At 42.3% G+C, this 15475-nt stretch carries 14 protein-coding genes; all 14 read right to left on the reverse strand.

Translation table 11 applies throughout. The features are described from left to right. Positions 1–308: 308 nt before the first annotated feature. On the reverse strand, positions 309–749 hold the full coding sequence (locus FIV04_RS25450) for a DUF411 domain-containing protein (RefSeq protein ID WP_152471210.1): 441 nt from the start codon (positions 747–749) through the stop codon (positions 309–311). A 20-nt stretch (positions 750–769) separates the two neighbouring features. Next, a complete protein-coding gene (locus FIV04_RS25455; RefSeq protein WP_152471211.1) occupies positions 770–1288 on the reverse strand; it encodes a hypothetical protein in 519 nt (172 codons plus the stop codon). Between the two features lie 58 nt (positions 1289–1346). Continuing rightward, the gene (locus tag FIV04_RS25460) at positions 1347–1886 is read right to left on the reverse strand and encodes a cupredoxin family protein (RefSeq protein ID WP_152471334.1); all 540 of its coding nucleotides are present in this window, start codon (positions 1884–1886) and stop codon (positions 1347–1349) included. Between the two features lie 72 nt (positions 1887–1958). Then, a complete protein-coding gene (locus FIV04_RS25465) occupies positions 1959–5084 on the reverse strand; it encodes an efflux RND transporter permease subunit (RefSeq protein WP_152471212.1) in 3126 nt (1041 codons plus the stop codon). Next, positions 5081–6793 carry an efflux RND transporter periplasmic adaptor subunit gene (locus FIV04_RS25470; RefSeq protein ID WP_152471213.1) on the reverse strand — a complete coding sequence of 571 codons (1713 nt, stop codon included), beginning with the start codon at positions 6791–6793 and terminating at the stop codon, positions 5081–5083. Before FIV04_RS25470 ends, FIV04_RS25465 begins: the two co-directional genes overlap by 4 nt. A 13-nt stretch (positions 6794–6806) precedes the next feature. After that, the gene (locus tag FIV04_RS25475; protein WP_253895674.1) at positions 6807–8126 is read right to left on the reverse strand and encodes a TolC family protein; all 1320 of its coding nucleotides are present in this window, start codon (positions 8124–8126) and stop codon (positions 6807–6809) included. 163 nt (positions 8127–8289) lie between these two features. Then, complete coding sequence (locus FIV04_RS25480; RefSeq protein ID WP_152471215.1) at positions 8290–8679, reverse strand: hypothetical protein; 390 nt, start codon at positions 8677–8679, stop codon at positions 8290–8292. Between the two features lie 106 nt (positions 8680–8785). After that, positions 8786–10105, reverse strand: a complete 1320-nt coding sequence (locus FIV04_RS25485) for a heavy metal sensor histidine kinase (protein WP_152471216.1) — start codon at positions 10103–10105, stop codon at positions 8786–8788. Continuing rightward, on the reverse strand, positions 10102–10785 hold the full coding sequence (locus FIV04_RS25490; protein WP_152471217.1) for a heavy metal response regulator transcription factor: 684 nt from the start codon (positions 10783–10785) through the stop codon (positions 10102–10104). Before FIV04_RS25490 ends, FIV04_RS25485 begins: the two co-directional genes overlap by 4 nt. Before the next feature lie 35 nt (positions 10786–10820). Next, the gene (locus FIV04_RS25495) at positions 10821–11156 is read right to left on the reverse strand and encodes a P-II family nitrogen regulator (protein WP_152471218.1); all 336 of its coding nucleotides are present in this window, start codon (positions 11154–11156) and stop codon (positions 10821–10823) included. A gap of 84 nt (positions 11157–11240) precedes the next feature. Continuing rightward, positions 11241–11621 carry a DUF3316 domain-containing protein gene (locus FIV04_RS25500; protein WP_152471219.1) on the reverse strand — a complete coding sequence of 127 codons (381 nt, stop codon included), beginning with the start codon at positions 11619–11621 and terminating at the stop codon, positions 11241–11243. Positions 11622–12040: 419 nt separating this feature from the next. After that, the gene (locus FIV04_RS25505) at positions 12041–12265 is read right to left on the reverse strand and encodes a hypothetical protein (protein WP_152471220.1); all 225 of its coding nucleotides are present in this window, start codon (positions 12263–12265) and stop codon (positions 12041–12043) included. A 20-nt stretch (positions 12266–12285) separates the two neighbouring features. Continuing rightward, the gene (locus tag FIV04_RS25510; protein WP_152471221.1) at positions 12286–12573 is read right to left on the reverse strand and encodes a hypothetical protein; all 288 of its coding nucleotides are present in this window, start codon (positions 12571–12573) and stop codon (positions 12286–12288) included. A gap of 180 nt (positions 12574–12753) precedes the next feature. Beyond that, positions 12754–15474, reverse strand: coding sequence for a heavy metal translocating P-type ATPase (locus tag FIV04_RS25515; RefSeq protein ID WP_152471222.1), 2721 nt, complete (start codon positions 15472–15474; stop codon positions 12754–12756). Position 15475: the final 1 nt, after the last annotated feature.

The following is a 15475-nucleotide window of genomic DNA, read 5'->3' on the forward strand; positions in this document are numbered from 1 at the left end:
ACATAAGTCTTCATAACGCGAACCAACTCTCAAAGAGTTAAAATACTATTTGCAACACAAGTTCGCATAAAACTGTATCGAAAGTCTGCAAATTTGAACAACAACTTAAGTTCAAGGTTGTAAAATTACCACACTCAAGTCAGCTGTTCGAAAAGCATAGTTGTAATATGTGTACCTATCTAATAAAAACAAATTATTAAAGTCGCTTGTGTTGGTGAACATACTGAGTTGCGAGATTGCATGAAAAAGGCTCTTTCCCTATATCGAAGAAAGAGCCTGATCCAAGAGCATAGTAGAAACTAAGTCCTTTAATACTTACTGTATAGTTTCATTTGACCTGTCTTATCAAAAGACACAACGTTAAAGTCTTTGTACTCCTGCCCCGGTCGTGCCATTCCCGGCGAATGCTGCGGCATACCGGGAGCGGCAAGTCCTGAAATATTTTCGGGTCTCTCCTCCAGCAAGCGCTTGATATCAGACTCAGGAACATGCCCTTCAATCATATACCCATCAATGACAGCTGTATGGCAGGACATAAGTTGATTAGGCATACCAAACTCTTGCTTGACATCACTCCAATCACGAGCAAGGTTAACATTAACTTCGTAGCCTTTCTTCTCCATAATTGCAGCCCATTCTTTACAGCAACCACACGTAGGAGATTTGTATAGCTCAATTACTGGCTTAGCAAGTACATTAAAACTAAAAAGTAGAGAGGAAAACGCAATAATTCTCAATTTGTTATTCATAATAATTACCTAACTAAGTTCTATTTTACATCAATGTTTATGATTTCATTACCATAGTTCAGCTCATAGACACCTTTCTCGGGGAGCCATTCAAATAGCTGAGTCTCGTAAGGCTCAACACGCAAAATTAAATGCTCACCAGCCAAAGAAGAAAGATCAATCGACATTGGCTCAAAAGTTTTATTGAACACTATCAATTGGCTCTTTGCACCATTCATTATTGAGAAAAAAAACTTTGAACCTTCAAAGTCTTCATAAATCCAATCTACTAATTGAAACGCACCAAGGTATTCCAAGTAATTCGCTAGATTTACCTTATCTTGGTGACTCAATACGTCACCTAGGAGCTTCATTGTGTTTTCATGCTTTAGGCTATATTCCAAGTCTGCAAGAGTGCTCCCCCTAACATTTCCGCCGACATTGCCCCCACCTTGTCCGTAAAGTCCATGACAAGCAATACATCCATATCCACCTACAGTACGAAAAGTGGATTCACCGACCGAAATTGAGTCTTCTGAAGCATAAGAGAATAAGCTCACACTAAACATACTCGCGAGTATGAATGAACGCTTTAGCATCATCAGATTCCTTTATTGCTTATAAGCTCACCTTTTTAATCATGCCAGCTTCTGCATGTCCTGGAATATTGCATGCAAATTCAACCTTGCTATCACCGTGAAAGTGCCAAATCAACTGCTTAGCTTTACCCGGTTGTACTGTAATTGCATTCCCAGAATCATGCATATGATGAGGCATCTTCTTCATCATTTCTCGGTGTTCAAGTTGCTCTTTCGCTGAGCCAATAGTGAATTCATGATCAATTTTGCCAACATTCATAACCACAAATTGAACTACATCATTAGGTTCAATTTGTACTTCTCTTTTGAACTTGATTGTCATGTCATCTGCCAGCAAGACATGGACCACTTTATCTGGCTTTGCACCTGTTGCTGGCATACCAACGTCAGACATCCCTTCCATAGACATCATTGAGTGATCCATTTTGCTATGGTCCATATCACCATGATTCATATTACCGTGATCCATCTTTGAATGATCCATTTTAGAGTGGTCTATTTCTGCCATTGCAGATGTTGCTGTAATCGAAAGAAGAGCGGCAAGTAGTGTTTTTTTCATGTTCATATTGTTTTCCTTAGTAATTCATTTATGAGTTTGACGGGCTAAGTTCATTCTTAGCCCGAAGGTGTTTTAGCCGTGTTTAAGTTCGTGTGTTTTCCAAAGCTTGAAAATCGCTGGAAGTACAAGGAGTGTTAATAAGAGAGCTGAGGCCATGCCACCAATCATTGGGGCAGCGATACGCTGCATTACCTCAGATCCAGTCCCCTCACCGTACATGATTGGGATCAAACCGATAATCACAGTAAGTACCGTCATCATTACCGGACGAACACGCAAGCCAGCACCTTCTTGAATCGAGTTACTTAAATCTTGTTCATTCAAGGATTTACTTTGCTCTTTGGCGTCCAGCTTTGTGTAATGCCATGATTGGTTGAGGTACACCAACATGATGACTCCAATCTCAACAGCAACCCCAGCTAGAGCAATAAAACCAACACCTACCGCGATTGAGAAGTTGTAACCGAGGTAATGCATGAGCCACAAACCACCAACCATCGCTAAAGGCAGAGTCAGCATGATAATCATCACCTCACCTACGCGTCGGAAGCTGAAATAAAGCAGTAGCATGATGATGGCAATTGTAATCGGCACAACGACACCCAAGCGTTCTTTCGCACGTTCCATGTATTCATATTGACCTGACCATGCAATTGAATAGCCTGCTGGCATATCAAGTTGCTCTGCAACTGCCTGTTTTGCCTCCTCAACGTAAGATCCTAGGTCTCGGCCATCAATATCAACAAACACCCAGCCATTTGGGCGAGCATTTTCTGTTTTAATCATTGGTGGTCCATCTTCATAGCGAATATCAGCGACATCAGCCAAAGCAATTCTAGCCCCACTAGGTGTAACCAATGGCAATTGCTGAAGCTTAACGACTGAATCACGATAATCTTGTGGATAGCGGACATTAATTGGGTAACGCTCGAGACCTTCAATGGTTTCTCCAACATTCATACCCCCGACTGCGGTAGAAACAACTTGTTGTATCTCTTTGATGTTAAGACCGTATCGAGCTGCTGCTGGTCGATTGATATCAATAGTGACATAACGACCACCGGCAACACGCTCTGCATATACAGATGCAGTGCCTGCAATATTGTTAAGAATAGGTTCTAGTTGAGCACCTATTTTCTCAATTTCAGCTAAGTCACTCCCTGCGATCTTGATACCTATTGGAGTTTTGATACCCGTTGCTAACATGTCGATGCGTGTTTTTATAGGCATCACCCATGCGTTAGTTAAACCAGGAAATTGAATTAAGTCATCAAACTCTTTTCTTAGCGACTCAGTTGTCACACCCTCACGCCACTGATCTCGAGGTTTAAGCTGAATGACCGTTTCAATCATAGTTAAGGGAGCAGGGTCTGTTGCTGTGTCAGCACGACCGACTTTACCCCATGTTGTCTGCACTTCAGGTACGGTCTTAATTAGCTTGTTTGTTTGCTGAAGTAACTCTCGTGCTTTACCAATGGAAATACCTGGATAGGTGGTTGGCATGTACATCAAATCACCCTCATCAAGAGGAGGAATAAACTCACTACCTAGCTTCGTTGTTGGATAGTAAGCAGACCCCATGAGAGCAATAGCCAATACAATCATACTTTTCGGGTATTTAAGACTGATATTCAGTAAGGGCTTATAAAGAGCAATTAATCCTTTATTAATAGGATTTTTGTTCTCTGGTAATATTTTTCCTCGAATAAGGTACCCCATGAGAACCGGTACCAACGTAATCGCAAGACCTGCCGCTGCCGCCATTGCATAAGTTTTAGTAAACGCAAGTGGTGAGAACATCTTGCCTTCTTGACCTTCCAATGCGAATACAGGGACAAAACTCAGCGTGATGATCAGTAGCGAGAAGAATAACGGTGCACCAACCTCCTGCGCCGCATCTCCAATAACTTGCCATCGGTTCTTGTCAGTCAATGGCGTCCGCTCAATGTGTTTATGTACGTTTTCTATCATAACGATAGCACCGTCTACCATTGCACCTATTGCGATCGCGATACCACCCAACGACATAATATTGGCGTTGATGCCTTGCCAGTGCATGACAATAAAGGCCCCTAGAATACCGACCGGAAGGCTCAATGCGATAACTAGCGAAGATCGTATATGGAATAGGAACAGCGCACATACAATAGCGACAACAATGAACTCTTCAGCGAGCTTTTTCCAAAGGTTCTCAACCGCTGCATTGATTAACGTAGATCGGTCGTAAGTAGCAACTATCTCAACCCCATCCGGCAAGCTACGCTGAAGTTCGCTTAGTTTATCCTTAACATCACTGATCACTTCGCTCGCGTTTTCTCCAAAACGCATAACAATTACGCCACCTACGGCTTCACCTTCACCATTTAACTCAGAGATTCCTCGTCTCATCTGAGGTCCGAGATCAATATCAGCCACATCACCTAATAATAGAGGAGCCCCCTTTTTACTTACTTTGAGAGGAAGCGCTTTAATGTCATCAATACTAGACAGGTAACCAGTTGTTCGTACCATATGTTCAGCTTCTGCAACTTCTACTACAGATGCTCCACTTTCTTGGTTACCATTTTGAATAGCCATATTGACCTGTTGTAAGGTAAGGTCATATGCACGTAATTTAGCCGGATCAATTTGTACTTGGTACTGTTTAACCATACCGCCAACAGTCGCAACTTCAGACACTCCATCAACAGTTTGTAGCTCATATTTCAAGAACCAATCTTGTAAGCTGCGAAGTTCTGCAAGGTCGTGCTTTCCAGTTTTATCTTGCAATACATAATTATAAATCCAGCCCACACCTGTCGCATCTGGACCAAGGGTTGGCTTGGCGCTTGGAGGAAGGTTTGGCGCTACTTGACTCAAGTACTCAAGTACTCGCGAGCGAGCCCAGTACATATCTGTATCATCATTAAAAATGATATACACATAAGAATCACCAAAGAACGAATATCCACGAACAGTTTCAGCACCAGGAACGGCAAGCATTGCCGTTGTCAGCGGATACGTGACTTGGTCTTCCACCACTTGGGGTGCCTGACCCGGGTAACTTGTTTTTATGATCACTTGTACATCTGATAGATCAGGGAGAGCGTCAACTGGTGTATTTTTTACGCTATATAATCCACCAAAGACTAGAGCAAAAGTCGCTACCAATACCAAAAAGCGATTATTGATAGACCATCGGATGATTGCACCTATCATTGCTTATCCTCTCTTTTAACTAACTCTTTGAGAAGATAATCAGAGCCTTGTTTCTCCACTAGAAACCGAACTTTGTCACCCTCCTGAAAACTTGAGAGTTCTATGTCGCCACCTACTGAAAAGTTGAGCTCACCAGCGTCCCATGACCAATCAGCCACAGGAACATGATTTAGAGTCACCATACCAAAATCCGCCATCAACATAGAAACATCACCGTCTATCCATATTTCCGTATTTATGCTCAGCTCAGTTACTTTGTAATCAACGATTTCATATTGACCCGATTCAGATTTTTTCATCTCAAAGTCAATCGTTTGACCCTTTGAAAGTGGTTCCATTTCAACGTGCTCTGACACTATGAAATTCATGGTCATTCCTGGCCATTCCCATTCAGGAACAGGCTTATGATTAATAGTTAGCATTCTATGTCCAACCATTGCATCAGTAATTTCACCTGTTGCCCACGCCGTTTCATCAATTGATTCGAGGCCATTGATTCTTGATAGATCGGCAGATTGGCTTGATTCAGAGTCCAACATAAAGTGTGCTGAAGTAACAACTCGCTCTCCTTGTCGTAATCCCTTTAGAACCTCAATCTTGTCAGCGGCTTCACGACCAACTTCGATTCGAGCAGAACGGTATTTTCCATCACCTTCAGCAAGTACTACTCGAGTCATACCACCAGATCGAATGACCGACGATCGAGGGATAGTTAACACTTCATCATTTGATACTGGCTTCAGAGCGACATTTGCAAACATATTTGGCTTAAGTTCGCCTTGTGGATTATCAAATCTAAGGCGAACACGCAATGTACGCGTACTAGAATCAAGGATGGGATAGACGTAATCCACTTCACCATTCCATTCGCCACCTGGTAATGCATCCAATGTCATAGATGCTTGACTACCTTGTTTGATCCAATGGGATTGACGTTCAAAGACCTCTGCATCAACCCATACTTGATTCAAAGGGCCTGCGCTAATCACCGCTTGAGCTGGAGAAAGGTAGCCACCTTCGCGAATATTGAGGCTTGCAATAACACCGTCTGCCGGTGCTTTAATTTCAATGGTTTGTGAGGCTTTACCTATACGTACAATTGATTCAATTTGACTACGATCAACCCCCAAAGAAATCAAACGATCGGTTGCACCTTGTATCATGCCTTTACGCTTAGTTTTGTAGGCACTGATCAGTTCTTCTTGCGCTTTTACAAGCTCAGGTGAATACAAATCAAACAACGTGTCACCTTGATTAACTTTTTCACCAACAGCATTGATATAAAGCTTTTCAACCCACCCAGAGACACGAACATTGGTCTGCCAAAGTTGACTCTCATCAAAGGCGACATAGCCGACAGTTTCGATGCGTGGTGCAAGCGCTTCTTGTTGCACAGTGCCCGTTTTAACGCCAAGGTTATTTTCAACAGCAGGATCTATTTTCACTGTTCCCGGCTTGTCGTTACTACCATTAAGGTCATCAGCATAAACAGGAATAAGATCCATCCCCATAGGCGACTTTCCTGGCTTATCTCGTTGATAATTTGGGTCCATGGGTGCAACCCAATACAGTGGTTCATCACTTGATTTAGACTCAGAAGCTGTCATTCCAGTCATGTTGTGGTTCATGTCTGAAAGGTAAATATTCGCTCCATAACCCAGTGCGCCACCTATTAGTAGCGCTAGGCTTGCAACTTTAAATGTACTCATCTTGATTCCTTTATTATTGTTCTTTGTACTGAGTATTTGGCGCAGAAATTTGATACGCGAAACCACCAAGTAACATGGATAACTTGCTATTGATCTGGTTCATATCGGTTATTAGACGAGCAAGTTCCATTTGAAGAGCCAAGTCATCCGTTGACGCAATAATTACATCGCCAAACGGAGCGGTATTATTCTGATAACCGCGCTCAACCGCTTCGATACGTGCTTTGGATTGAGGAATGAACCGGCTTTGATAGCGCTCAATACGCTCAGCAAGATTCTCTCTATCAGTTGTTAAGGCAACGACTTGGGAATTCATCTGCGCAAGCAATGTATCTTTTTGATATTGAGCCGCGCCCACTTGATATTGAGCGGCCGCTACATTTTTATCTTGGCGGCTGTCAGTAAACAGAGGGATATCCATAGTAAGATAGGCACTCAGCAAATCTGAAGTTGGCTCACCCTTCATGTTGTCAGCTTGACGATAGGCGTACATCACTTCGACACCGAATTGTGGTGTATAAGATTGCTCTGCAACCTCAACTTGAGTGCGATTGGCAGAGATATTAGCATCAGCCATTTGTACCATGGGGTTTTGATTAAGAAGCGAGTAGTACTGGGTATCACTGGTTTGCTGATCCAGAAGCGTATTCAAACGCGACCAGTCTAGTTGATAACCAACCTGATTCGAATCAATAGCACGACGATGCAACCACTCTGAGCCCAACCATTCTGATAGCTGGGCAACCACTCGATTTTGCATTTGTTGATTCGATTGCAGCTTTTCGTCAAGCTTATTAACTTGAAGTTGGGTGTTAAGCAGATCTTGCGCTTCGCTCTTACCGATTGAGTAATTGGTTTGAATATACTGTTCCATCTCTACCATGAGACGTTGATTAGATTCAATCAACGTTTCTGCGTGTTGAAGGTAGCCCAGTTCCAACCATAGTTGAGTAATACTATTCGCCACTTCACGCTCACGAACCTGAACCTGATACGCAATACCATCGGCCTGTTGATTCGCTTTGCGTTGGTTAAGATCTAGCGTTGCTCCACGTTCAAACTGCTGCATTAGTCCAACAGAGATATTCGTCATGGGATCTTCGTCAAACTTAAATGAATCGACGGGTAACCCCCCAAAACCCACCTTGAGTTTTGGATCCATGAGAGTAGCGCTTGCAACGCCCATTTCACGCACAGCCTGTGATTGCGCAGCATATTGAGAACGACTCGTATCATTTTCTAGAGCCACTTCAATTAGTGCATTCAGCTGGTGCGTCGAAGTAGCGATAGTTTGAGGAGTCACGTTCGACTTCGTATGTGACAGGGCAGGCATTGCATAAAGTGCAATTGCAACCCCAAGGCTCAAGGTTCTAAGAACCCTTGAACCATTTGATTCAATATTCATTGTTGTTTATCCACGTAAAACGATATGGACATACCTCAACCTCTGCCTTCCAGCAGAAATAATTGAGAGCTAAATAGTTAGAATAGTTGAATTAAACAGAGGGTGGACGCAGTAAACTCTGAATGCGAGTTACTGTAACGCCTATTTTTATTGGGTGGCGCAGAGCTAAATCAGGTTCAGATATATTGATTAAGCGAGAAGATGAGAGTGGGAAGAATACGCTAGAACAAACGCTTTTACAGCAATCACCACCAAATACAGATGAGCTACCACAATGAGTAGAACTTTCACTCTCTGCCACTTCCATCGGTTGGCAGCCTATCATCGCATGATGACTTGCTGTTGTCTCAGTCATTCCCATCGAGTCATGATGAGAAAGTTTAGGTTGAAGTGAAGAAGAGGTCGATATTGGACTCATGTCCATCATTGACATACTCGAGACATAGCTAGACATCAACATTGCTAAGATGCTGATAATCATAATACTTGTCTGTCTCAGAGAGTTTATCATATCGTACCTTTTACTTTGCATTCATAATACAGTATAGAAACTGTTGGGCAATAGTGTTCTTTAAAATTTGTTGGAATTAAGAGTTGTTAAAAATAAAGACGAACTCAGTTCGCTCATCCTTCGCGTTCACCAAGATATCCCCGCTATGCGCTTTCATAATCGCTTTAGCTATCGGTAACCCCAATCCAGCGCCAACACTTCCGTTATGGACACGCGACTTATCGGAACGATAAAACCGTTCAAATATATATGGCAAAGAACTCAAAGGAATAGGCTCACCGGTATTGCTAATTGTCACCTTGTTGCTCGTTTCTGATTCGGAGATTACTACCGATATATCCGTATTATGAAAGCAATGCCTTAACGCATTAGACAACACATTGCCAAATGCTCGTTGAAGCATATCTTTGTCACCGAACAGAGTCGACGAACCATCTAGAGTAAATCGAACGTTTTTCTCTTCCGCCAATACCTCATAGTACTCAAGTAAGGGCGTGATAACCTCTTTCAACTCAAGCTCTGATTCGGTCTTATGCAAAAGTTTGTTCTCTGATTTAGCTAGGTACAGCGTATCCGAAATGGTCTTATTGAATCGTTCTAGTTCTTCGATATTCGATACTAAAATATCTTCGTACTCTTCAATGGAGCGCTCTGTACCAAGTGCCACTTGAGTCTGAGTCATGATATTGTTCAACGGTGTTCTTAACTCATGAGCAATATCGGATGAAAACTCACTCAACCTGAGGTAGCCTGTTTGCAACCTCTCTAACATTTCGTTTTGAGAAACAATTAAACTGCTTAGCTCCTTTGGAAGTGATTCACTTGGGATACGTATACTGAGATTGCTCGTATTCACTTGCTCAATATACTCCTTCAATGTTTTTAGAGGTAGCAGGCCATTTCTAACAATAATTAAAGCGTAAGCACCAGATAAACTTACAGTCAAAACCAATGTCCAAAATAGGATAGTATTTAACTTGTCGAAAAACAGCTTGTGGTGAGTCACATCTATTGCAAGAACAATAGCACCACCTTCTACCTCTGAATAATCAAACTTAAAAGCTTGGTAATGATTATTGCCTACACTCCATTCGTATGAGGAGCCCTCTATCAGTTCAGGTGGAAAGTCAATAGTTCCATTATTCGTTTGAACCACTTGTTTGTTGTTTAAGATCCAAGCCGAGATATCCCAAGAATGAAAAATATCTAAATCTCGCTCGATAGTGCCCATCAAAGGAAGGAGCTTTGTTTCTAGATGTTTATAATCTTGTTCATTAAAGTGATTCTTGATAGCGTGCTGAATCGTCAAAGCAAAAACGACTAAAACAACAAAAGAGGCAGTGACAAACATAAACACCAGTTTGCGAGCGATGGATTGTCTTAATAATTTTTTCATTCTACCGCGTCATCAAGTTTGTACCCCATACCACGGACAGTATGGATTAGTTTTTGCTTATAAGGCTTGTCGATTTTCGACCTCAGTCTCTTCACTGCTGCATCAATAACATTCGTATCACTATCAAAGTTCATATCCCAAACAGCCGATGCGATTTGTGTACGAGTCACAACTTGTCCTTTTTTCGAAAAGAAATATTCTAGTAAGGAGAACTCTTTCGCCGTCAACTGAATCGTATCACTTTGACGTGTAACTTTACGTTTGAGTAGATCAAAGCTCAAATCGGCAATATCTAAAGTGGATACCTCTCGGCTGGTACTAGCCTGATTACGCAATACGTTTTTTACTCTCGCAAGTAATTCTACAAATGCAAAAGGCTTAACAAGATAGTCATTCGCACCCAGTTCAAGCCCTTTAACTCGATCTTCAACTTCATCCTTTGCCGATAAAATAATTACTGGGATCGAAATGTCACTGCTTCGAAGTGTGTGTAATATCTGCCAACCATTCAATTTTGGAAGCATGATATCCAAGATGATGAGGTCGTAATCACCAGACGTAGCTAAGTATAATGCGTCGACGCCATCCTTTGACAAATCTACACTATAGCCCGACTCAATTAGCCCTTTCTTAAGATAAGCTCCTGCTTTTTCTTCGTCTTCGACCACTAGTAGTTTCATATAACATTAAACCTTTTTCAGATCTCAAATTTCTCTCACGGCTTGTGATTGTATGAGGATAATGAAATCTGCTGTTTCGTATTGTTATCATATACTAAAACATTTCTTTCTACAGAGGTCACCCCATTGCCTTCTTGCGATACACTTACGGTATTAAGCAATATTTCTGTTAATCTCCCAGTGTAATTTTGACCAATAAACACATCCAGTTTGTAGTACGAGCTCAATACATGTGTATCAATTAAGTTGGCTTGAGTCCCGCGACCTTGCACTGGATAGATAGTGAACTTTCGAACACCTTCATCCATAAGAATAGATTCGATTTCTTCGAGTCTATGCTCCTGAAATATTACTGATACTTTATCAATCATAATTCGCTCCTTAGCTCCTTAGCTCCTTAGCTCCTTAGCTCCTTAGCTCCTTAAGTAGTATAGAACTCTAAGAACATTGCCAGTTTAGTTATTACTATCTCGTTCCTGATAGTGGACATTAATGTGGATTTTGGCTACGTACTCAAGCTGCCCTTGACTGTTCAGCCTTTCTTGAACAGTTACGTACCCTCCATCTTTCAGATGAGTAGAATTTCGTCGGCTACCATTGGTTGTTACAGGAATAAGAGTCGTACTTAATTCTCTGCCACTCATCCCCTCAAACTCTGACAATTTTTTTGCCCCTAACATATATGCTCTTTGTTTTGAGCTAACCGCATCGATAGAAACAGTTTTATGGTCTACTCTGCTCACATAATTACCAGAGGAATGTAATGGCTGTGCAATTGATACTGAACTAACCAATAAACAAGTAACTGATAACAAAATCTTATTAAGAGTATTCATTCGTCTTTCCTTTCTCGTTGTTGACGAATTTAATTTAGCAGGTCAGGTCTGACTCTATTGGTATCCAATTATGACATTTTTGTCATAATTGGATGAGCCCTTCATTTTTATCGTTAATCCGCAATTCGAAATCGCCTAAAACTAATTTGTATTTTATATATGGAACCGTTAGTTAGCTGTGTCTATCAATCCAGGAGATCAAGGTTGGGGCTGGTAGGGCCGTTAGCCAATAGATACAGATCACGTAAATGCTGGGAGCTCAATTGGCCAAAAATATCAACAGTTCTTATAATTCGTCCTACACCTTTCAAAGCTTCAGCACTATGTTTGATGTTCATTAAAAAAAGAGCTACTTCAAAAGTAGCTCTTTACTTAATTGGAAGAATTGAAGTCCTTTCGCTAATCCTACATTTCCATGTTTAGACCTTATCCATCATTTTTCTGCAATCGTTAAGCATATTCTCCATACTCTTACCATCCATCATACTATTGGATTCCTGTTGACTGCTCATCTTAGATTGCTTCATGTGTGTCTGAACATCTTGATTTGTATAACTCTTGAGATGCTGCTCACTAGTACTAGTCGCAAACACTGGTGCAGCTATCAAACTACTAAGAATTACTGATACATATAACTTTTTCATAAAATCACCTAAACCCTTACTTATGCTTTGAACTCTGGATTGTTTTCAATCTTTGCCATCGATTGATCGTTAGTTTCTGAATCTTTCTTTTCACTCGGCATAATCATCTTCATCATTAAACCGTGCATAGCTAAACAGATGATTAACGGAACAATCGCACTACTCAGGTATGCCCAACTAAACACTTCTTGACTAGAAGTGAGAATAAACAATGGAATACCTACCATTAATAACGCACATAGAATCATCATCCATCCATGACCTTTGTGATGACCATTCTTGTGACAATCAGGCTTTTTGCTTTTCATTCTCTTGCTCTCCAAAGTTACTTGAACTCGTTTAACTTAGACTCAGTTTATCGCAGCACTTAGATCAGTAATGGGGAGGGGTTCATGACAATTTTGTCATCTTAGCCGTTCTTCTTACCCCAAAACCACCAGACGATAAATACGATTGCTGTAAGACCTAAAAAATTGACTAACATGGTACTACTCCTCATTGGTTGTAGGGGCTGAAGGTGGGGTATATAAGCGCAAGCGGTTCGCATTGGTTACGACGGTAACAGAGGACAGTGACATCGCTGCCCCAGCGATGATCGGACTTAATAGCCACCCTGTGAACGGAAACAGAAGCCCTGCAGCCACGGGAATACCTAAGCTGTTATAGATAAACGCCCCCCACAAGTTCTGCTTAATGTTCTTCATTGTGGCAGTACTGATCCCAATCACATCTGAGATACCGTGGAGTGAGCTGCGCATCAAGGTAATATCGGCACTTTCAATCGCGACATCCGTACCACTGCCAATAGCAAAGCCAACGTCTGATTGAGCAAGTGCTGGCGCATCATTGATACCATCACCGACCATGCCAACAACATGCCCTTTCGCTTGCAACTGCTTGATCCAGTGAAGCTTATCCTCAGGCATCAATTGCGCGTGATATTCATCAACATTCGCGAGTGATGCCACCGCTTTCGCTGTATTGTGGTTATCCCCCGTTAGCATCACGACATGGATGCCTTGCTGATGAAAACGATTTATCGCACTTCGAGCATCATCTCGAATCGGATCACTGATACCGAACAGCGCTTTCAGTTGATCGCCTATCGCAAAATACACCACTGTGTTAGCTTCTTGCTCCCACTGCAACGCATGCTCTGTTACCGATTCAACATTGACCTTAAACTGGTTCATCAGCTTGCGATTGCCAAGCAACACGCGTTGACTCGCATACTGAGCCTGAACACCAAGTCCGGTTAATGACTCGAAGTCTGACACTTCTAGTAGATTCGCTTCATCACTCACTTCACTTTGAGTAAATGCGATTAACGCTTTAGCTAGCGGGTGGTTAGACCCTTTCTCCAAAGCATTGACCAAAGGCAGAAGCTCTGAGTCCTCTGACAACAAGACAAAATTTGTTACTTCAGGTTTACCTTGAGTAATCGTGCCAGTTTTATCCAATACAACGACATCCAATTCACTGGCTCTTTGCAGTGCTTCACCATTTCGGATTAGCCCACCAAACTCGGCGGCCTTACCGACACCGATCATAGTAGAAATCGGCGTTGCGAGACCAAGTGCACATGGGCATGCGATGATCAACACCGAGGTTGCTGCCACAATCATATAAACTAAGGAAGGTTGAGGGCCAAAGTTATACCAAGCCAGCGCTGTCAGAATCGATAGAATCATCACAGTTGGTACAAACACTGAAGACACTTTATCGGCTAGATGGCTGATTGGTGGCTTTGAGTTTTGCGCGTTCGACACCATACTGATGATCTGAGCAAGAACAGTATCACTGCCCACTTTCTGTGCCTCAAAAACGAAACTTCCGTGGTCATTAATCGTCCCGGCAGACACTGAGCTGCCCACTTGTTTAACAACAGGAATTGGCTCTCCAGTGAGCATAGACTCATCAATGGTTGTCTCCCCCTCTGTAATCACACCATCAACAGGGACTTTTTCACCGGCTCTAACGCGAATCAAGTCGCGTGCGATAACTTGTTCAATCGGTATAGACATCTCTTTGCCGTCACGAATCACCATGGCAGTTTTGACTCTCAAATCAAGCAAACGCTTGATGGCCTGCGAAGTTCTGCCTCGCGCCTTTAACTCAAGCGCCTGTCCTAAATTGATTAAACCAATGATCATGGCAGTAGCTTCAAAGTAGAGATGCCTTGCACTTTCTGGAAGCCACTGCGGCCCGACTACGACCACCATTGAATAGAGCCAGGCGGTACCCGTTCCCAACGCTATCAACGTATCCATGTTCGCATTACGGCTCAGAAAGGTCTTCCAAGCTCCAGTAAAAAAGTGCTTGCCCGCACGGACTAAAATAAAAAATGTCACTAAACCTACGGCCAACCATAGCAACTGCTCAGATTGCGTATTAACATTCATTGGTCCGCCGAACAGACCGTATACCATCAACGGCACGCCGAGACCAAGACCAATAACGCTTTGTTTTACTTTAAAGCGATACTCCTCAGCTTCACGCTCTTCTTTTAGGTCGCTTGCTAACGCCTGATCGACAATTTCTTCTGCGTCATATCCTGCGCCTTGTATCGCCTCAATGAGTACGCTGGCAGGCTGACTTGAAACCACGGTCGCCGTACGATTCGCAAAGTTCACGTCAACAGAGTCGACTCCTGACACCGATCTAAGCGCACCTTCAATCGTATTGACACAACTTGCGCAAGTGACACCGATTAATGACAGCTCAATACTGACATCCACCGCCTGTGTTGTTTTCACTTTATTCGATTTAGTAACATCCGTAGTTTGTGGTTGTGTGCCATCAGTACTACCGCTATAGCCCTGTTCGACTAATACGCTTTCAATTTCATCGCCGTTCAAACTGCTATTCACCACCAATGTTTGCTTGTCTAAATCAACAACTACTTGAGCGGTAGCGTCCAGTTCAACTATTGCTTTAGTGATTTTACCTACACAGTGTTGACAAGTAACATTGGATACTGATGTACGATACTCTTGTTGCGTAGGTATTGAAGCCACATATCCTAACTTTGCAATGACTTCTATCGCGCTTTCCGGCATTAACGTGGTAATAAGCTCTGCTCTGTGTTTTGTCTCATTAATAGTGAAAGATACATCCGGGTCTCTTTCACGTAACTCATCTACAATTTTAGCGACACATCGGCCACAATTAATGCCGGAAAGTGCTAGAGAATACTGTGTGGTGTTCATG

The organism is Vibrio sp. THAF190c, from assembly GCF_009363355.1.
Classification (GTDB): Bacteria; Pseudomonadota; Gammaproteobacteria; order Enterobacterales; family Vibrionaceae; genus Vibrio; species Vibrio fortis_A.

Excerpts from the sequence above, each read along its gene's own strand:
- FIV04_RS25495 (WP_152471218.1), bottom strand. The coding sequence starts at position 11,156 with ATGATTGATAAAGTATCAGTAATATTTCAGGAGCATAGACTCGAAGAA.
- FIV04_RS25515 (WP_152471222.1), bottom strand. The coding sequence starts at position 15,474 with ATGAACACCACACAGTATTCTCTAGCACTTTCCGGCATTAATTGTGGC.
- FIV04_RS25485 (WP_152471216.1), bottom strand. The coding sequence starts at position 10,105 with ATGAAAAAATTATTAAGACAATCCATCGCTCGCAAACTGGTGTTTATG.
- FIV04_RS25465 (WP_152471212.1), bottom strand. The coding sequence starts at position 5,084 with ATGATAGGTGCAATCATCCGATGGTCTATCAATAATCGCTTTTTGGTA.
- FIV04_RS25450 (WP_152471210.1), bottom strand. The coding sequence starts at position 749 with ATGAATAACAAATTGAGAATTATTGCGTTTTCCTCTCTACTTTTTAGT.
- FIV04_RS25490 (WP_152471217.1), bottom strand. The coding sequence starts at position 10,785 with ATGAAACTACTAGTGGTCGAAGACGAAGAAAAAGCAGGAGCTTATCTT.
- FIV04_RS25460 (WP_152471334.1), bottom strand. The coding sequence starts at position 1,886 with ATGAAAAAAACACTACTTGCCGCTCTTCTTTCGATTACAGCAACATCT.
- FIV04_RS25505 (WP_152471220.1), bottom strand. The coding sequence starts at position 12,265 with ATGAAAAAGTTATATGTATCAGTAATTCTTAGTAGTTTGATAGCTGCA.
- FIV04_RS25480 (WP_152471215.1), bottom strand. The coding sequence starts at position 8,679 with ATGATTATCAGCATCTTAGCAATGTTGATGTCTAGCTATGTCTCGAGT.
- FIV04_RS25470 (WP_152471213.1), bottom strand. The coding sequence starts at position 6,793 with ATGAGTACATTTAAAGTTGCAAGCCTAGCGCTACTAATAGGTGGCGCA.
- FIV04_RS25475 (WP_253895674.1), bottom strand. The coding sequence starts at position 8,126 with ATGCCTGCCCTGTCACATACGAAGTCGAACGTGACTCCTCAAACTATC.
- FIV04_RS25500 (WP_152471219.1), bottom strand. The coding sequence starts at position 11,621 with ATGAATACTCTTAATAAGATTTTGTTATCAGTTACTTGTTTATTGGTT.
- FIV04_RS25510 (WP_152471221.1), bottom strand. The coding sequence starts at position 12,573 with ATGAAAAGCAAAAAGCCTGATTGTCACAAGAATGGTCATCACAAAGGT.